The sequence below is a fragment of the Phytohalomonas tamaricis genome (assembly GCF_003012345.1).
Classification (GTDB): domain Bacteria; phylum Pseudomonadota; class Gammaproteobacteria; order Pseudomonadales; family Halomonadaceae; genus Phytohalomonas; species Phytohalomonas tamaricis.
In genome coordinates, this window is record NZ_PVRV01000015.1 from 1 (window position 1) to 18,407 (window position 18,407).

16 protein-coding genes and 1 tRNA gene are annotated in these 18,407 nt (G+C 53.1%); 4 read left to right on the forward strand and 13 right to left on the reverse strand.

Annotated features, from left to right (window positions below; translation table 11 throughout):
- Window positions 1-260, forward strand: a 260-nt coding sequence (locus C3Z11_RS16955; protein ID WP_262927154.1) for a hypothetical protein, incomplete at its 5' end; no start/stop codon positions are given.
- A 169-nt stretch (window positions 261-429) separates the two neighbouring features.
- Here the strand turns inward: C3Z11_RS16955 and C3Z11_RS00665 are convergent.
- The 3 genes from C3Z11_RS00665 to C3Z11_RS00675 all read right to left on the reverse strand — a co-directional run bounded on the left by C3Z11_RS00665 (window position 430) and on the right by C3Z11_RS00675 (window position 3,225).
- Window positions 430-1,101: a metal-dependent hydrolase gene (locus C3Z11_RS00665; protein WP_106475608.1), complete on the reverse strand. Its 672-nt coding sequence runs from the start codon at window positions 1,099-1,101 to the stop codon at window positions 430-432.
- 123 nt (window positions 1,102-1,224) lie between these two features.
- On the reverse strand, window positions 1,225-1,761 hold the full coding sequence (locus tag C3Z11_RS00670; protein ID WP_106475609.1) for a gamma carbonic anhydrase family protein: 537 nt from the start codon (window positions 1,759-1,761) through the stop codon (window positions 1,225-1,227).
- Between the two features lie 120 nt (window positions 1,762-1,881).
- Entirely contained in the window at window positions 1,882-3,225 is a 1,344-nt protein-coding gene (locus tag C3Z11_RS00675) for a sodium-dependent transporter (RefSeq protein WP_106475610.1), read from the reverse strand.
- A gap of 209 nt (window positions 3,226-3,434) precedes the next feature.
- On the opposite strand from C3Z11_RS00675, the gene prlC reads away from it, so the two are divergent.
- Both prlC and C3Z11_RS00685 read left to right on the forward strand, forming a co-directional pair.
- Entirely contained in the window at window positions 3,435-5,483 is a 2,049-nt protein-coding gene (gene prlC / locus C3Z11_RS00680) for an oligopeptidase A (protein ID WP_106475611.1), read from the forward strand.
- A 106-nt stretch (window positions 5,484-5,589) separates the two neighbouring features.
- Complete coding sequence (locus tag C3Z11_RS00685) at window positions 5,590-5,853, forward strand: YheV family putative zinc ribbon protein (protein ID WP_106475765.1); 264 nt, start codon at window positions 5,590-5,592, stop codon at window positions 5,851-5,853.
- Window positions 5,854-5,934: 81 nt separating this feature from the next.
- On the opposite strand, the gene sodC is transcribed toward C3Z11_RS00685, so the two are convergent.
- Together sodC and metF are read right to left on the reverse strand one after the other, a co-directional pair.
- Complete coding sequence (gene sodC / locus C3Z11_RS00690) at window positions 5,935-6,456, reverse strand: superoxide dismutase family protein (protein ID WP_106475612.1); 522 nt, start codon at window positions 6,454-6,456, stop codon at window positions 5,935-5,937.
- A gap of 120 nt (window positions 6,457-6,576) precedes the next feature.
- On the reverse strand, window positions 6,577-7,419 hold the full coding sequence (gene metF, locus C3Z11_RS00695; protein WP_106475613.1) for a methylenetetrahydrofolate reductase [NAD(P)H]: 843 nt from the start codon (window positions 7,417-7,419) through the stop codon (window positions 6,577-6,579).
- A gap of 255 nt (window positions 7,420-7,674) precedes the next feature.
- On the opposite strand from metF, the gene C3Z11_RS00700 reads away from it, so the two are divergent.
- Window positions 7,675-7,890 carry a hypothetical protein gene (locus C3Z11_RS00700; RefSeq protein WP_106475614.1) on the forward strand — a complete coding sequence of 72 codons (216 nt, stop codon included), beginning with the start codon at window positions 7,675-7,677 and terminating at the stop codon, window positions 7,888-7,890.
- A 340-nt stretch (window positions 7,891-8,230) separates the two neighbouring features.
- Here the strand turns inward: C3Z11_RS00700 and C3Z11_RS16960 are convergent, their stop codons facing one another.
- The 8 genes from C3Z11_RS16960 to fdnG all read right to left on the reverse strand — a co-directional run bounded on the left by C3Z11_RS16960 (window position 8,231) and on the right by fdnG (window position 18,337).
- Complete coding sequence (locus C3Z11_RS16960) at window positions 8,231-8,365, reverse strand: hypothetical protein (RefSeq protein ID WP_262927155.1); 135 nt, start codon at window positions 8,363-8,365, stop codon at window positions 8,231-8,233.
- Between the two features lie 560 nt (window positions 8,366-8,925).
- A tRNA-Sec gene (locus C3Z11_RS16715) sits at window positions 8,926-9,021 on the reverse strand.
- 9 nt (window positions 9,022-9,030) lie between these two features.
- Window positions 9,031-10,962: a selenocysteine-specific translation elongation factor gene (gene selB, locus C3Z11_RS00715; RefSeq protein WP_106475616.1), complete on the reverse strand. Its 1,932-nt coding sequence runs from the start codon at window positions 10,960-10,962 to the stop codon at window positions 9,031-9,033.
- Window positions 10,959-12,425, reverse strand: coding sequence for an L-seryl-tRNA(Sec) selenium transferase (gene selA, locus C3Z11_RS00720; RefSeq protein WP_106475617.1), 1,467 nt, complete (start codon window positions 12,423-12,425; stop codon window positions 10,959-10,961). The genes selB and selA overlap by 4 nt, the downstream gene beginning before the upstream one ends.
- A gap of 212 nt (window positions 12,426-12,637) precedes the next feature.
- A complete protein-coding gene (gene fdhE, locus C3Z11_RS00725; RefSeq protein ID WP_262927156.1) occupies window positions 12,638-13,591 on the reverse strand; it encodes a formate dehydrogenase accessory protein FdhE in 954 nt (317 codons plus the stop codon).
- Window positions 13,592-13,602: 11 nt separating this feature from the next.
- A complete protein-coding gene (locus tag C3Z11_RS00730; protein ID WP_106475618.1) occupies window positions 13,603-14,301 on the reverse strand; it encodes a formate dehydrogenase subunit gamma in 699 nt (232 codons plus the stop codon).
- On the reverse strand, window positions 14,298-15,266 hold the full coding sequence (gene fdxH, locus C3Z11_RS00735) for a formate dehydrogenase subunit beta (protein WP_317450648.1): 969 nt from the start codon (window positions 15,264-15,266) through the stop codon (window positions 14,298-14,300). The genes C3Z11_RS00730 and fdxH overlap by 4 nt, the downstream gene beginning before the upstream one ends.
- An 8-nt stretch (window positions 15,267-15,274) precedes the next feature.
- Window positions 15,275-18,337: a formate dehydrogenase-N subunit alpha gene (gene fdnG / locus C3Z11_RS00740; protein WP_262927174.1), complete on the reverse strand. Its 3,063-nt coding sequence runs from the start codon at window positions 18,335-18,337 to the stop codon at window positions 15,275-15,277.
- Window positions 18,338-18,407: the final 70 nt, after the last annotated feature.

Genomic DNA, 18,407 nt, shown 5'->3' on the forward strand with positions numbered 1-18,407 from the left:
TGATTTGTCAAGCGGCGATCCTTGGTTTGAATCTTTCCCGACACGTTAAACCCCGTATCGAAATCCGCTTGCAGCCCGATGTTGCGTTGCTGCTTAAGGTGCGCTGCATTCTACTCTCTTTACCGATTCTGTCAAGCCATTCCGAAGAATTTTCCAAACAGAATCAATGCGTTGCGCTTCCTCCGCCACCGACCCGAAGGACTCGTCCCCGGCAGCGGATGCGTACTTTACGCGCCAAGATGATGGAGTGCAAGCATTAATCTGAAAAACTTTATCTCTCTCGTCCATTCATCTTTAGGCGAACGGCTAGCAAGCCGAATCAACCTTATCGCAACACGCTCTACTGCCTGTAATGGCCGTTTATTTTAAAACCGTGAGATTAAGCTTCTATATAACGACATCGTCATTGAACTACATAAGCAAGAGGAATCAAGGCCAAAGAGTTTTTGCTTGATGAGCCACAGTAAACAGTGCTTGCCAAGGCGGCAACCACGGCATAAGAGATGCCATGACTACTATCATCATCACTGCTGTTGCCGGAGTCTTGTAGTCGAATAGCTTAAATGCGGTACCGAACGAGCGCTTCAAACGGCTACCGACCAGATCGATGCTGTAGCATTCATCGAGCAGAAGATGAATAAGCACGCCCAGTAGCAGCGCAGCACCTTGATACCATGCCTGAACCGCGGGCTGGTCAAAACCACGATAGCTCAGCGCGGTGATCGCAAATGAGCCCAGCAGCCCTGCAAGTAGCGAGTGCCAGATGCCACGATGAATGGTGAAGCGCTTGAATACGGCACTTGCCACGTAGCGCACCGCCACATAAACCCCTCCACCAGTCGCCACTAGATAAGACGGCGAGAGAAGGGGTTGCAAAATAATGACACTGGCGATCACGGCAAGCACTGCAAAAAGGGTGAAGATAAGTCTTATCGAGCGGGACTGATCGGCATCAATGTCCGGCAGAATACCGCCCAAGGATGTCAATCCGGTAATGGAAGCCATTTCTGGCCAAGACCAGAAACCAGCATGCCAGCCGAGTCCTGCGGTAATGGCTCCGCCAAGTGCGGCAACTATAAGGTGTGTACGAAAATTAGCCATGCGCTCAAGATACTGGATAAAAAACCAGATTATGGCCCATGTTTTCCATATACAACAATCATTTAAATAAAAACGAGCGCCTTTTTGCGCTCGTTTTTCCGTACTGCATATTTTTCAGAGCAATTAATAACCTTCTTCGAGAAACTGATCCTTGAGCTTGACATAATTATTGGCTGAATAGCGGAAGAACTCGAATTCCTCTTCTTTCAGCGGCCTTAGTTGGCTGGCCGGATTACCGGCATAAACATAGCCGCGCTCAAGCTGCTTTCCTGGGGGCACTACTGCTCCGGCAGCAATCAGCACTTCCTCTTCTACCACCACACCATCCAGGACAACGGCTCCCATTCCGACCAGAACTTTGGAGCCAATTGAGCACCCATGCAGGATGGCGCGATGGCCGATAGTCACATCATCGCCGATCGTAAGCGGATAACCATGAATGTTGTAATTGCTGGCATGAGTAATGTGCAGTACCGCACCATCCTGAACGCTTACTCGCGCCCCGATACGTATGCGATGCATATCGCCGCGAATTACTGCTGTCGGCCATACAGAGGTGTCATCGCCGAGTTCAACATCACCCAGCACGACGCTGGCCGGATCAACGTACACTCGCTCCCCGAGGACCGGTGTTATTCCCTTAAAGCTGCGTAGAGCCATGCTGTTTCCTCCAGTAATGTCGTGACGATAGGCAAGCAGACCAGCACTATCAGAGTAGACCTAGCACTTAGAAGCTCATCATCGAGCGCACTATTTATCGCTCCTTGACTGAGTCCAGGGTTAAGCGAACAGACCACTCAACAGGACAATAATGAGCAACGGTATCGATACAAAGCGCACCAGGTTCAACCACAGCATGCAATGGGATTCTCTAGCGCCCAATGCGCCGAACGCCGTATCACGGTCCATGATCCATGTAGCAAAGATAGCTATCAACAGGCCGCCCAGTGGTAGAAAGATATCGGTAGGTATCGTGGTGACGAGATCGAAGAAATTCATATTGCCGACAGGATGAATCGTCGCAAGCGTTGAAAATGACAGTGCAGGCAAGAGCCCTGCTGACCACACGCCAATGCCCACCAGCAAGGCAGCCGTGCTGCGCTTGATTCCGGTACCGGACAGCATCGCCACCATGGGTTCAGCAAGGTTGATCGACGAGGTCCATGTTGCAAACAGCAGCAGTAAAAAGAAAATGCCAAGCCATATCATGCCGCCCGGTAGATCAGAAAACGCAACCGGCAGCGTGACGAACATGAGTCCAGGCCCTTCAGTCGGATCCATGCCGTGAGCAAACACTACCGAAAAAATAGCTATACCCGAAAGAAGCGCCACAGCGATATCAAGCGCCGCCACAGCAATGACAGCACGAGGAAGACTCTGATGCTCAGGCATATAAGCGCCGTAAGCCATCAACGCCCCAGCACCCACCGCAAGCGTAAAGAAGGCATGCCCCATGGCATTGAGTACCACATGCGCATTGATGGCCGCCAAGTTAGGAGTGAATAGCCAGCGCATTGCCATCCCGAAGCCATCGGTTGTTGCTGCATACCCCACAAGAATGATCAGCAGCACATAAAGTAACGGCATCAATAAATTGTTGAGTTTTTCGAGCCCACTGGAAATTCCAGTGGCCACTACTGACATGGTCATCAATAAAAAAAGCGTATGGTTAAAAATCATCCGATAAGGATCGGCCAGGAAATCATTGAATGCCGCGCCGATTTCAGCAGGCGTGCGGTCCGCTAAGTCTCCATTAAATGTGCCGACCAGATATTCAATCGACCATCCCGATACGACCGAGTAAAACGACAGAATAAAGAAAACTGTAATCCCACCGAACAGTCCCAGCCAGCGCCAGTGCGGCGAAGCGCCGGCCTTGCCCGCCAGGTAGGCAAGTGCAGCCAGTGGCGTACGTCGGCCAGCGCGCCCGATCATGATTTCAGCCGCCATGACGGGTAGCCCCAGCAGTAAGACAAAAAGCACATACAGCATCAGAAAAGCCGAGCCACCGTTTTCCCCGGTCATATAGGGAAACCGCCAGATATTACCCAGCCCTACCGCCGCTCCTGTCACAGCCAGAATGAAGGCCCGCTTCGAGCTCCAGCGCTCGGTTGTTTCGCTCATGACTCGTTCCCTGCCTATCAAACCACCCTGATGACACGAAATTTTTGCCAGGATAGTAGGTGTCACATCGTTATAAGATAAAAAGTCCGCTTAATACCAACGTCTGGATGCGGAGATAACCACAGCCGGCGCATTGAAAGCGAGGAGCACAACCCCCATTTCTTATAACAATATCCGTTTTTATTTCGCCTTCCCTTAGCGAGGATCGCATGAGCCATAATCCCCTGCTCGAAACGCATCGCCTGCCACCGTTCGAGGCCATTCGCCCCGAACATGTCGAACCCGCCATCGATCAATTGATTCAGGAAAACCGTGACGCTATTGATGCGTTAGTTCAACGCAGCGACACCAGCTGGAGCGGCTTAGCCAAATCGCTCGAAGCGCTAAATGATCGTCTTTCTCAAGCATGGTCACCGGTTTCACATCTGAATGCGACGATGAACTCGCCAGAGCTTCGTGACGCCTATCAAGCCTGCCTGGGGAAACTTTCGGCCTATGGCACCTGGCTAGGCCAGCATGAAGGTCTGTTCAAGGCCTTCCAAGCGCTCAAAGATAGCGCCGAATACGCTACACTCGACGAAGCACAGCGCAAGTCAGTGGATAATACACTGCGTGATTTTCGATTGGCAGGCGTTGATCTTTCTGCCGAGGACAAAGCCCGCTTCGGTGAAATCCAAGCGCGTTTATCAACGCTCTCCAACAGCTTCTCAAACCATGTGCTTGATGCCACCCAGGCGTGGCACTACGACATCACCGATGAGACTCGCCTAGCCGGCTTGCCAGAAAGTGCGCGAGACACACTGCGCGCTAATGCCGAAGCCAAAGGCGTTGAGGGCTGGCGCATTACGCTCGATTTCCCCAGCTTTTACCCGGTCATGACCTATGCAGAAGACCGTGCGCTCCGTGAAATGGTATATACGGCCTTTGTTACCCGCGCCTCGGACCAGGGACCCAATGCCGGTGAATTCGATAACTCGGATGTCATGGCGGAAATCGTCAAGTTAAGACGTGAGATTGCCGAACTGTTAGGTTTTGCCACGTATGCCGATTACTCACTCGCAACCAAAATGGCGAGTTCCCCCGCGCAAGTACTCGATTTCTTGAATGACCTAGCCGAGCGTGCCATACCGCAGGCCAAAGAAGAATTCACGACGTTAAAAGCCTATGCTCACGATGAACTCGGGCTCGATGACTTGAAGCCGTGGGACACCGGTTATGCCAGCGAAAAACTTCGTGAAGCCCGCTATGCCATTTCGCAGGAGGAATTGCGCCCCTACTTCCCAGCGCCCAAGGCAATCGAAGGATTGTTCAAAGTTACTGGCAAGCTGTATGGCGTGACCTTCCGTGAAAATAACCAGGCGCCCAAATGGCACTCGGATGTCCGCTTTTTCGATATTCTCGAAGATGGCGAACCAATTGCCGGTTTTTATCTTGATCTTTATGCCCGTGAAGGCAAGCGCGGCGGCGCATGGATGGATGAGTGCCGTGTGCGCCGCACCCAGCAAGACGGCAAGCTGCAGCTTCCGGTCGCCTATCTGACCTGTAACTTCACACGGCCGGTCGGTGGCAAGCCTGCCTTACTGACCCATGATGAAGTGCTGACGCTATTTCATGAATTCGGTCATGGTCTGCATCACATGTTGACGCGCCAGACTGTCGCTGACATCTCTGGAATCAACGGGGTTGCCTGGGATGCCGTCGAACTGCCCAGCCAGTTCATGGAGAACTTCTGCTGGGAGCGTGAAGGGCTCGATCTTATCGCCTCACACGTCGATACGGGGGAAACGATTCCCGATGCACTGTTGGCTAAGCTACAGGCGGCACGTAACTTTCAGTCGGCGATGACAATGGCGCGCCAACTTGAGTTCTCTCTCTTCGACTTCCGTCTTCATTATGAGTTGGAAGCCCCTTCCGCCGCCGATATTCAGACGTTACTCGATGATGTGCGGGCCAACGTTGCAGTAGTACCACGCGTTGAGTTCAACCGTTTCCAGCATAGTTTCAGTCATATTTTCGCCGGCGGCTATGCGGCGGGCTACTACAGCTATAAATGGGCTGAAGTGCTATCTGCCGACGCCTACTCTGCCTTTGAAGAAAACGGCGTATTTGACACAGCGACGGGGACGCGCTTTCGTCAGGAGATTCTTGAAAAGGGTGGCTCACGTGATGCTGCAGAGCTGTTCCAGGCCTTCCGAGGCCGAGAGCCCAGCATTGATGCCTTATTACGCCACTCGGGTATTAGCGACCAAGCGGCGTAACGCAGAGCTAACTAAGATAGCAAACGCTGCCTGATACAGCGTTCGCTTATCGGTTGTGTTTTATCCCCTTTGCAGTGGCGCATAGGCGCAAGGAGATACCATGGCATTGCCCATTACGAAGCGCTTTATTGCCGGTGCGGTCTGCCCGCGCTGCGGCGCTATGGACAAGATTCGTGCCTGGGAAAACAATGGCATTCGCTACAAGGAATGCGTGAGTTGCGACTTCTTTGAGCAGTTGGCTATCGAAGAACCCACCGCGTCTACAGAACTTGAAACACGGGTTAATCGCAAACACAACGAACCTATAAGCGATGAAATCAAACCCGTGCGCATTATCGCACCGGCGCCTGGAAAAAAAGGGATACACTGATACAGTAATCCTTCGCTATAAATAAAAACGCCGCATCAACGTTGAATGCGGCGTTTTTTATGCCAAGAAAAAAGACAATGATTACTGCTGGCTGAATACTCCGCAGGCAAGACGACTGCCGCCACCGCCAAGTTTCGGCTTGTCAGAGTAATTATCTCCCCCTTCGTGAATCATCAGTGCATGTCCGGCGAGGTTACTCTCTTTGAGACGAGGTGCTAACACCGGTTTGGTCGCATTTCCTTGGTCATCGACAATCAAGACCGGCAGATCACCTAAATGACTCTCTTCAACATAAGGGCCCTGGTGAGTTGCCGCATTTTCCGGGTCAAAATGTCCACCTGCAGCGCCTGCCGGCGTCATCTTGCCATCCACTTCAGCCGGATCGCAGCTTGCATTCTCATGCACGTGGAAACCATGTACCGAATTGGCCGGTAGGCCCTTCAGGTCCGGTGTTACGAGTAGCCCATACTGGGTGTCCTTAAAGGTAACGGTGCCGATTGAGTCACCGCTGCCTTGCGTATTGACCTTATGAACATCAACGGTCACATCAGCCATCGACAGCGGCGTGTAAGCGACCAACGCTGCAAGCAATAAGCGCTTCATACGTCCCCCTTGAGCATTGTTGCGGCAGTTTCTCTACGCCTCAAAATGCACGCAGATATCCCAAGGCTAGACGACGCTTGCGTACAGAGCCACGCCAATAATGATGAATCTCCTATCTCATTAGCGCAGCGACAGGTTGTTGAGCACGTTTAAGCTCGCCTCGGCCTGATTGAGCGTATAAAAATGCAGTCCAGGCACGCCGCCCTCGACAAGACGTTGGCACAATCGCGTTACGACCTCTTCTCCAAACGCCCGGATACTGTCGTTATCGTCCCCGTAGGCTTCGAGCTGCTTGCTTACCCAGCGGGGAATACTGGCACCGCATGTTTCAGAGAAACGTGCCAGCTTGGTGTAATTGGTGATCGGCATGATCCCGGGTATGACAGGCACCGCGATGCCAAGCCGCTGTACACGCTCGACGAAATAGAAGTAAGCGTCAGCATCGAAGAAATATTGCGTGATGGCTATATCAGCGCCAGCTCGGACCTTGGCCGCAAAAAATTCCAAGTCACGTTCCAAACTAGCCGCCTGGGGATGACATTCCGGATAGGCGGCTACCGCCAGGTTGAAATGGTCACCTGTTTCCTCGCGAATGAACTCGATCAACTCAGAAGCGTAGCGTAGCTCTCCTGCCGCCATTGTTCCGGACGGCATATCACCGCGTAGCGCAACAAGACGATCAATGCCCAGCTCGCGATAGCGCAGTAACAATTCACGCAGCTCGCCCTTATCGCTGGATACGCAGGAAAGATGAGGTGCCGTATTGATACCTGATTGCCGCATATCGCAGACAGTATCGTACGTGTGATTACGGGTTGAACCTCCCGCACCAAACGTCACTGAGAAGAATTTGGGATCATAACCGGCAAGACGGTCACGCACTTGCATCAGCTTGTCGCGCCCCGCATCGGTACGTGGGGGAAAGAACTCAAAGCTGATATCACAAGGTTGCAGCGTGCCCATGGGTCATCATCTCCAGTGCATACAGTCGAAGGCTTGAAATAAATTCATGTAGAAAGGCATTCTGCATCGTTCATGATCTACCTTCCAATGAAAGTTTCTACGTTACATATTCGATTTCACTCATGACTATCATGCTTGCTGCTGCATCCTGACGGTGGAAAGCCGACGCATCCATCCAGGCTAGAATAACGACTACACTGCCTAATGAACGCTCACAATGTAGATATTTACGAAGATTACTTACTGAGGACAGTCATGGCCGATCAAATAGTCAGTGCGTATCGTGAGGCGAAGCTGGATATGGAATCCATTATTTCCCAACGATTAAATGAAGCTTTCGAAGAAATACAGCAGAAGTACGGCATTACGCCTATCGATTTAGACGTTGAAGTGATCGACGAGGTCAACACTAACGATATCTATCGCAACGGCATGATTGGGCGAGTCGAAATAGCCATCGATGGCATTTAACTCATCACCAAAGAATGGCATGGCAAATAATGCTTCGACGCCAGGTGACGTTACGGCAATATACCCGAGCCTTTGAGCGAGTAAGTCGACATTCCTGCCAGGATCAGCATAAGTACCCCTACGGAGATTAATGCTTTTCCCCACACCTTACCTCGCTTGATAAAACCCAAAACCAAGCAGGCGCAAGATACCAACACAACAGCGGGAAGAAATATAAGCACCCACAGATATAAATCTGACAAAAACTGCACCTCGCCCCTTCATCGAGATAATCGCTTACGTCACGGTTATCTCACTTGGCTATTAAGTAAGCGTTTAATTTTTCATCTCTGTATAAATTTCAGCGCTTGCGCCACACGTCCCAGATAATTCCAGCGGCGACGCCCACCGCAACGCTAATGCCTAAACTGGTTGTGGCCAACCATGTGAGCAAAGCAATGATGATGCCAAGCATCGCGCCAGGTAACTGTTTCATAAACGGCTCCACATTCATCCCGGCGGGCAGTAAAGCATATCTGGACAAACTGACATACCTTAAATGGCCATGATTGCTTGATGCCTGGGATATTTCATTAATGTAGCGCCATTCAAGCCAAACCTGAAAAAGAGCTCCTAGCTGCTAGCATGCAACGAAATAGCCGCTATCAGCGTGATCGCAAAGAGAATAATCCCCGACAACAGCGAGGTTAATCCCAGCGACTGGCGCCGTTTCATTACCCCAAGGACAATCAGAACAACCGATACAGCCAAAATGGTCCAAAGGTAACCAGACATTGAAGCTAGCAAATCAGAAAAATAAAACATCCTTGTCCTTCCCAAAGTTTGCTTAGATAAAAATAAGTTACTGCTTTTAGCAGTGAAGCATACAACTTACCCGCTCGCCACAGGCTGCGTCATCCGATGACACTCATGGGCAGCTGAAGTTACCTATACGGTCAACGGTTAGTCACGCAAACCTTCCTTCATCAGAGACTAACAAAAACGGCCCGTGGAACTTTCCTTATAAAGGAGTTTCCCCAGGCCGTTGCAAGACAATGGCGGAAGAGCATGGGAGTCGAACCCATCAGGGACCGCTGGCGGCCCCTGCCAGATTTGAAGTCTGACCGTCCCACCGGGGATCGATGCTCTTCCTCACGTACATTAGTGCCACATATCCGCACGGCGAATAAGATGGTCATCGTGCATGCGTCGCGTAAAACCAATTCTATCAAAGAATTCAAGAATATGGATCGCCAGTTTACGTCCAGTGCCAATACGGTTGCGAAACTCTGCCGCACGCGCCGTGCCATTCATGTCGACCAGCTCCTGCACGATGACCGCCATGTCACGCACTGAAGAAGACATAAAGAAATGATCACGGCGTACATGATAGATCTCACCCAGCCGGGCACAAGCAATTAGTGCTGTCCTGATACGCTGCTCATCCAGCTTTTCACTTGTCGCAATATCCCGAACGCGTGGCGGCTCGAACGGATTAGCCTCTAAGAGAGGACGCACCTGGTCCCAGATGGCAGCATCTTCATCGTTGAGCGTAACTCGATGTCCAGGAAGCGCCACGAAGGGACCATGCTGTTCAACCTGCCCAGTTTCAAACAAGTCATTCAGCAACAGACGGAACAGCGGGCCAGACAGATTTGGCATCACCTGGCGTCGAAGGCGTTCACGCTCTGTACCGAGCATTGCCGGTTCACGCTCATGGTTAGCCGTAACAATAGCCAGCACATTTGTCTCGATATCTTCAAGCGCCAAACGCGAAAATGCGCGCACCTCTCCTTGAGCTGAAATCACTCGCCCGCCCATGGAAGAGACCAGTTCAATCAGTTCTTTCTGGTCGCGATTAACATTATGAGCAAACGCCACTAGATCCAGCCCCTCACTACGCAGCGCCAAGGCAGCTTTAAGAGGATGACGTAGATCATACGGTGCTCCCGCCATGACGCTGTCACGCAGCGCAGCCAGCCAGGCGAGTCGCTTGGGAGCACGTTGGCCACGGCGAGGCGGCGCCCCATCAAGCACAAGACCACCACCCAACGTGACATGAGCGCCGTGATCACGGATTACCACACGATCACCCAGACAGGCATGGACAGGCGTATCAAGCGTAAGCTGGCCCAGCATACGCTCCCCTGGCGCCAAGCGTTGCCCTTCGAGCAGGGAGACGCGCCCAGTGACATGCGTTGCGCCAAGATGGATATGCACTGGCGTCCAGTGTTCCAGTGTCGCCGGTACACTATCGAGCAGCTCGATTGCGATATCGAGGCGCTTAAGCGCTGGGCTTTCCAGCGCTTCGGCAATGACCCATCCTCCCCGACCGATGACTTCACGATCCACCCCCGAGCCCACCAGATTAAGTGCTAATCGGTCGCCCTGAGTCGCAAAATCATTGTCACGATTCTGACGCCGAAGACTACGCACGCGGGCCTTAAGCCCCGAGGGAAACAACCGTACAAAATCTCCGACATTTACTCTACCGCTGACGACTGTACCGGTGACCACCAGCCCGGCACCGATCTTGGTAAACGCACGATCGACGGCAAGACGAAAATGCCCGTTTGTAGGCGCGACCTGCTGCACTTGGGCCTGTGTCCACAATCGGTCACGCAGCGTCTCGATCCCTTCGCCACTACGGCTCGACACGGGAAAAACCGGCGCGCCAGCCAGCGGCGTATCTGCAAGCAGTGTAACGATCTCACGCTTGGCCTCCTCGAGTCGTGCAGCATCAACCAGATCACTTTTGGTCAACGCTACGACCCCTTCGGATAGCCCAAGTAGCTTAAGTATCTGTAAGTGCTCAACGGTTTGCGGCATGACCCCGTCATCAGCGGCCACCACCAGCAAAACGTAATCGATGCCAGCAGCCCCAGCGAGCATGTTATGAATGAATCGCTCATGGCCCGGCACGTCGACAAAACCAAACTCAACATCCTCGGCCATTTCGGGATAAGCAAATCCCGGCTCGATGGTAAGACCGCGTGCCTTTTCTTCCTTGAGGCGGTCGGTATCGATGCCCGTCAGTCGCTGAATGAGCGCAGTCTTGCCATGATCAACATGCCCTGCTGTTCCTACAATCATGCGCTGCCTCCCTCATCATCAGCCAGCATGTCAAAACGCTGCTTAAACCTATCAAGCTGAGCAATGAATGCCGCCTCTTCCTGTTCTCCAGCCAGGCAACGCAGATCAAGACGCAATGCTCCATCATTCACTCGTCCAATCACTGGCCGCGGCAGTTGACGGAACGCGGTCTCCAGCCAACGTAATCTGCGCTCGCGTACCTGACGACGCGTATCGCATGGCCGCCATACTAGTGCATGACTTGGCAGACGATCGACAGGGAGCGCTCCGCTACCGAGCTGGCTCATGCAATCCTCAACAGTAACATCGACATCGGCAACCAGCCCCTGCGTCTTTGCAAGTATCCGCTCAGCGGTAGCAGCAATATCTTCCTCGGCGCGGTTCAACAATGCCAAGGTAGGGATATCGCACTCGGGGCAGTCACTGTCGCGATACACCCTTAGCGTGGCTTCCAATGCGGCCAGTATCAGCTTATCGCACCGCAACGCGCGCTTGAGAGGATGCTTTTTTATCGCGGCGATCATTTCTCGCTTGCCCACGATAATACCGGCCTGCGGCCCGCCCAGGAGTTTGTCCCCGCTGAACGTCACCACGTCTGCACCGCTGGCAATAGCGTCGCGTGGCAGCGATTCGTGAGGCAAGCCAAGCGCAGCAAGATCAATCAAAGCACCACTGCCTAAATCAATGACCAAAGGCACACCGTGGGCGTGAGCGATACGCGCCAACCCTGACTCGCTGACTTCCTTGGTAAAGCCGGTAATGGCATAGTTCGATGTATGCGCCTTGACGATCAGACCAGTGTTCTCACCCATGGCCGCTTCGAAATCGCGTTCATGGGTGCGGTTGGTCGTGCCTACTTCATGCAACCGGCAACCTGCTGCCGCCATGATGTCGGGCATACGAAATGCACCGCCAATCTCAATCAACTCGCCACGCGAAATGACCGCTTCACGTCCGCCGCCAAGTGCTCCAAGCGCTAACACAACCGCCGCAGCGTTATTATTGACGACAGTGGCTGCTTCGGCACCAGTCAGTTCACATAAAAGCTGCTCAACCAAGTCATCACGATCACCTCGCCTACCCGTATCGAGCGAGTACTCAAGCGCTACCGGATGGCGCCCCGCGCGGATGAGCGCCTCGATGGCGGCCTCGGAGAGTGGCGAGCGCCCCAGATTAGTATGAATGACCGTACCGGTCAGATTAAATACAGCGCGGGCGTTAGGCTGCACTAACCCATTAAGGCGATCGAGCGCTAAAACAGGCAACTCTTCACCAATCTGCCGATCCTGTTCAACTCCAGACCGCTGCAACCGATTACGCTCAGCGTCCAGCGTCTCGCGTACGGCACGACGCACTATTGTCCGGCCATGACACGCTTGAGCATCACGCAGTAATGGGTGTGCCAACAGCACGTCGACAGACGGCAGTTGACGACGCACATCCAGGCTAGTGTTATCGCTCATGTCACCTCGATGTTTGAATACTTTTACATGGGAGCACGAAGCTCATGATAATTTGCGGGAATAAGCGCAGCGTATACGCTGCCAATGAACAATGAAACTGCTTAACTCATGGCGTTATCGCCAAAATAAAAAACGAGCAGACGACTCGGTCGCTGCTCGTAAAATATAAGTATCAATTTTACTTTGCCGATTAAATCCTCAGCTGTGCATTATCACTCTCCTGCGATCAGCATCGGGTTGAACCCACTACGTTGAAATTTGCCTTCTTCACCAAGCATTAGATCAAGCGCCAAACTCGCTAGATCATCCGCTAATGGATCAGCGCCTGCATTCCATTCACGAGATACTATTTTCAGGTAGCTCTGGCAGTCGCCACAGGTCTCCGCCTGCATCGGCAATACGGCTTTGCCAGCCTCATCCTCCAACCCAAGATAGTTGAGGTCATCACTACGATCGCAAACACTGCATTTGGCGCGCTCCAAATACCACTCCGTTGCGCATATCCCACAGTGCAAATAGCGTACTCCGCTACGCTTGCCATCGATATGGATCACGCTCGCCACAGGCGCCGAGCCACAGCATGGACACAATGATCTAGCCTCATGCGGTGGACGCTTCGGTGGCCTGGGCAGCGCCTGGGTCATACGCACCCATGTGACTTGCAGTGCCGAGGCTACCAGTGGCATCAAGCCACGCAGCTTCTCAGGGCCAGGGCGTCCTTCCAACACATCGTCAGCTAGCGCATCAAGAGACGCACTGTTCAACTCACGCAAACGGATCAGCAAGGGGCGTTGCGCCTGACCGACATGCAGCTCAAGCGCATCGAGAATAGCCGTTAGCTCTGTCTGCCAATCAATATCACGCCGTAGGGCATGAATGCCCAACGGCGCCATATTGTGTTCAAGCGCCAGCTCAAAAGCGCTTGAATCAGGCAACCACTCAGGAGTACGACTCGCCAACACCTGATGCTGCGCCAATGCCACACGCGCCATGAACCCCAAAAAGTCTCTCAATGACGCCACACGCCCGGACAGCTCGCGCAACCGCTTGGCACGTTTGCTGAAGACACTATTTTCAGGCAGGACTACTGCCGGCGGGTCCATGATACCCACCGGCGCACTACCGTATGAGTGCTCCACATTATCTTTGCTGTCAGAGTGCTTCACATCATCTCCTGTTACGGCGTTTGCTGCCGCTGTTGCCCAGCTGTTTCTTCACGCTTGGCAGCATCCTCCACCCTACGCTGCTTTTCCATTTCCTCTTCATACCAGAGATTATGGTGATGCTTAGCCCAGGCCTTGCTGACACGGCCTTGCACCATAGCCCGAATCGATCCCTTGACCCAGATTGCAGAGTAAATGTGGATGATCAACGTGATAATGGCTGCGAACGCTGCATAGGCATGAACCACCGCAGCGACACGCAGCCACAGCCGCGGCATTGCTGGCGCGAAATAGGGCTGCCAAATCACAATCCCCGAGATGAGCAGCAAAGGCACACTGGTTACCATCAGCCAGTACACCATCTTCTGACCGGCATTGTTTTTGCCTACCGGCGGCAGACGCTCATCACGATTGCTGAGTACATCGCCAATCTGTTTCACCCACTGAATGTCATAGCGCTTGATCAGACTGACCTTGAAAAAGCGCACCGCCATGATCAGAAAGAAAAACGCCATGAACACCCCAATGAAGGGGTGAATGATCCTTGTGGGAATCGGCCCGCCAAACAGTCCTGTGAATGACCAAAAGTAAGGATGAAAAATCGCCAAACCACTCAGCACCAGCATTACGAAGCTGAACGCAATCAACCAGTGATTGACCCGCGACCACCAGTCATAGCGCAGAATGCCTCTTTCACGATTGGAGTGACTCATTCACGACCCTCCTCGTCAGCGTCTTGCAAAGCTTGGGTAGGTGATTTTTCGTCCAATGCCCTGTCAGCATCGGCCTTCTCCGGATCGGGATCGTCCTCCGGCTCTTCCTTGGGTCCTTTGATGGCGTAGTGGAAAAAGCCGGCCAGTGCTGAAAGCCCTATAACAGCTGACATCAGCGGCTTGGTCACACCTTTCCACGCTTCGGTCAGCGGGCTGATTCGCGGGTCTGACGGCAGGTTATTGTAGATCTCCGGCTTATCGGCGTGCTGCAACACATAAATGACATGCGTACCACCCACCCCTGCAGGATCGTAAATACCGGCATTCTTGTAGCCGCGATCCTTCAGATAGTCCGTACGCATCGCCCCTTGCTCAAGCATGTCTTCCTTGGTGCCGAACATGATTGCACCCGTCGGACAGGTCTTGGCACAGGCAGGCTCCAGGCCGTGATATACGCGGTCGGAACACAGCGTGCACTTGTAAGCCTTGGCATCCTTCTTGGAAATGCGCGGTATGTTGAAAGGGCAACCCGCCACGCAGTAGCCACAGCCAATGCAGTGCTCTTCATTGAAGTCAACGATACCGTTGGCATACTGCACGATTGCCCCTGGTGCCGGGCACGCCTTAAGGCAGCCCGGCTCCGCGCAATGCATACAGTTGTCCTTGCGGATCAACCATTCCAGGTTGCCCTGTTCATCTTCATACTCGTTGAAACGCATCAGCTGGAACGTGTTAGGACTAAGGTCCATGGGGTTGGTGTAAACCCCATAGCACTCACCTACATCGTCACGCAGATCATTCCATTCAGAACAGGCCACCTGACACGCCTTGCATCCAATACACTTGGAAACATCGATAAGCTTCGCAACCTTTTCCACGCCACCGCTCCGCTCCTGCGGGGACGGTGCCATGGAAGCGGAGCGGGCAATGATGTTCTGCAGGTTAATCTGATCACCTCTCATCATGCCTCTCCTTATATCTTCTCGACGTTAACCAAGAACGACTTGAACTCTGGCGTCTGGGTATTGGCATCACCCACTGCCGGTGTCAGCGTGTTGGTTAAGAATCCATGTTTCGCGACTCCTTTGAATCCCCAGTGAATCGGAATACCGACCTGATGCACTGTCTGGCCAGTGATCTGCAATGGCTTGATGCGTTTGGTCACAACGGCCACTGCCTCGATATAACCACGCTTGGAGGACACACGTACCTTATTCCCTTCCTTGATACCCAGTTCGTTCGCCAAGCTCTCACCGATCTCGACAAACTTTTGAGGCTGCATAATTGAATTCAATTTTGCATGGGTCGTCCAGAAGTGGAAGTGCTCCGTCAAGCGGTAGGTTGTTGCTGCATAAGGGAACTCTTTGGCTGTACCAAATCGTGCCCGATCATCTGGAAACACACGCGCAGCCGGATTATTGACGGCTTGTGGATTATTGGGATGCAGCGGGTTACCTACGATCGGTGACTCGAACGGCTCATAGTGCTCAGGGAACGGGCCTTCCATCATCATGCTGCCACCGAAGAAGTGACCTACCCCTTCCTGGTTCATGATGAACGGTCCAACACCTGCTGACGGCGGCGAAGCATCCGGGAAGTCAGGAATATCAGCCCCGACCCAACGATGGCCATTCCACCATACAAGGCGCTTTTCAGGGCCCCACGGTGTCCCGTCAGGACGAGCGGCTGCACGGTTGTAGAGAATGCGACGATTCATCGGCCATGCCCAGGCCCAGCCCAGCGTCATACCAATGCCAAATGGATCGGCATTGTCACGACGTGCCATCTGGTTACCGTCTTCGGTCCACGCGCCCGCATAGATCCAGCACCCGCATGAGGTACTGCCGTCAGCCTGCAGCATGCCGAAGTCATCGAGCAGTTCACCCTTGCGACGGCGAATATTACGATTGCTATCGTAGATATCCGTCAGCGCCCGGCCGTTGTATTCCATGGCCAGCTCTTCTGCACCTGGATCTTCCGGATTGCTGTACTGCCACGTCAGGTTGAGAATTGGATCGGGGAATGCACCTCCTTCCTCGCGATACATGCGCTGCAGACGATGCAGCAACCCAGCCATGATCGAGACATCAGGACGCGCTTCACCCGGCGGCGGCGCCGCTTTCCAGTGCCACTGCAACCAGCGCGCACTGTTGACGATTGAACCATCATCCTCAGCAAAGCAGGTCGTGGGCAGACGGAAAACTTCGGTCTGGATCTGCGATGAATCAACATCGTTGAGTTCACCGTAGTTCTTCCAGAACTCGGCAGTTTCAACAGCCAGCGGATCCATCACCACCAAGTATTTCAGCTTGGCTAAAGCTTCTGACGTCTTATTCTTGTCAGGGAACGACGCCAGCGGATTAAAGCCCTGGCAGAAATAACCTGTGAGCTTCCCCTTATGCATGCGCTCAAACGTATAAATGACGTCATAAAGCGGTTCGGTAAGCTTGGGTAGCCAGTCATAACACCAGTTGTTGTCGGCCTGAGCCGCATCCCCGTACCAAGCTTTCATCAAGCTGACATGGAAGCGCTCGTAGAACTTCCAGTACGACACCTCACCGGGCAGCAGCGGCTGCTTGGCACGCTTTTTAATATACCCTTGGTAGTCCTGCTCTTCGGCCGAAGGTAGGCGCATATAGCCAGGCAGAAGATTGGACAACAGCCCGAGGTCGGTCAGTCCCTGGATGTTGGAGTGACCACGCAGTGCGTTGACCCCACCGCCCGGTAACCCCGTATTACCCAGCAAAAGCTGAACCATCGCACCGGTACGGATGATCTGCGCACCGATAGAATGCTGCGTCCAGCCCAGCGCATAAAGAATGGTCATGGTCTTATCTGGAACTGCCGTCTCGGCAATCATGTTCCAGACTTCCTGAACATTCTGGCTCGGTATGCCACAGACGTTTTCCACCATATCGATGGTGTAACGGCTGTAGTGCTGACGCATCAGCTGATAAACACAGCGTGGATGCTGCAGGGTATCATCGCGCTTGACGTAGCCTTGGTCGTCGAACTCATAACTCCAGCTCGACTTGTCATAAGTGTTCTCGTCGGGGTTATACCCGGTGAACAAACCGTCATGGAAACCAAACTCTTCCTTGACGATCAAAGAGACATCCGTATAGGCCCGCACATACTCATGCTGGATCTGATCGGTCTCAAGCAGGAAGTTGATCAACCCACCCAAGAACACGATATCCGTGCCCGTACGAATATTTACTTCATAATCGGCGACCGCTCCCGTACGGGTGTAGCGCGGATCAATAGAGATTAATTTTGCATTATTCTTCTCTTTCGCCTCCATTACCCAGCGAAAGCCAACTGGGTGCGCCTCGGCAGAGTTGCCTCCCATGGAAAGAACCAGGTTGGCATTGCTGATGTCGACCCAGTGATTCGTCATCGCACCGCGACCGTATGTTGGGGCAAGACCTGCCACCGTCGGTCCGTGTCAAACGCGCGCCTGGTTATCGAAAGACAATATGCCTAGATTACGTACGATCTTGTGCGTCAGATAGGCCGTTTCGTTGGTCGTTGCCGAAGCCGCAAGGAAACCGGTCGATAGCCAACGATTGACGAGATTACCGTTTTCATCGTGCGTTTCGAAGTTAGCGTCACGGTCGTCTTTCATATGACGCGCAATACGATCAAGCGCATCATCCCAGCTGATGCGCTTCCACTCGCTACTGCCGGGCTCGCGCACTTCAGGATGCGACAGACGAGACTCGCTCTTGATGAAATCGAGTACGCCAGCACCTTTAGGGCACAACGAACCGCGGCTTACCGGATGATCCGGGTCGCCTTCAACGTGATAGATGTCATCGGTAGAGTTAATACTGCCATCGCCGCGGCTATACAGCAGCATGCCGCAACCAACGGAACAGTACGTGCAGATATTGCGGGTGATTTTGGCGCCCGTCAGCTTGAAATGGCGAATCGACGCCTGCGCAGCGTCAGGCGCAAAGCCCATCATCGCCATGCTTGACGTGGCCATTCCCGCCGCGCCCAACTTGAAGAACTGTCTTCGAGTTACTTGCAACGTCATTGATTATCTCCTCAGCGCTCTCGTCCCCAAGAGCGGAACGGTAATCGTAACAAGCAGGGAGGCT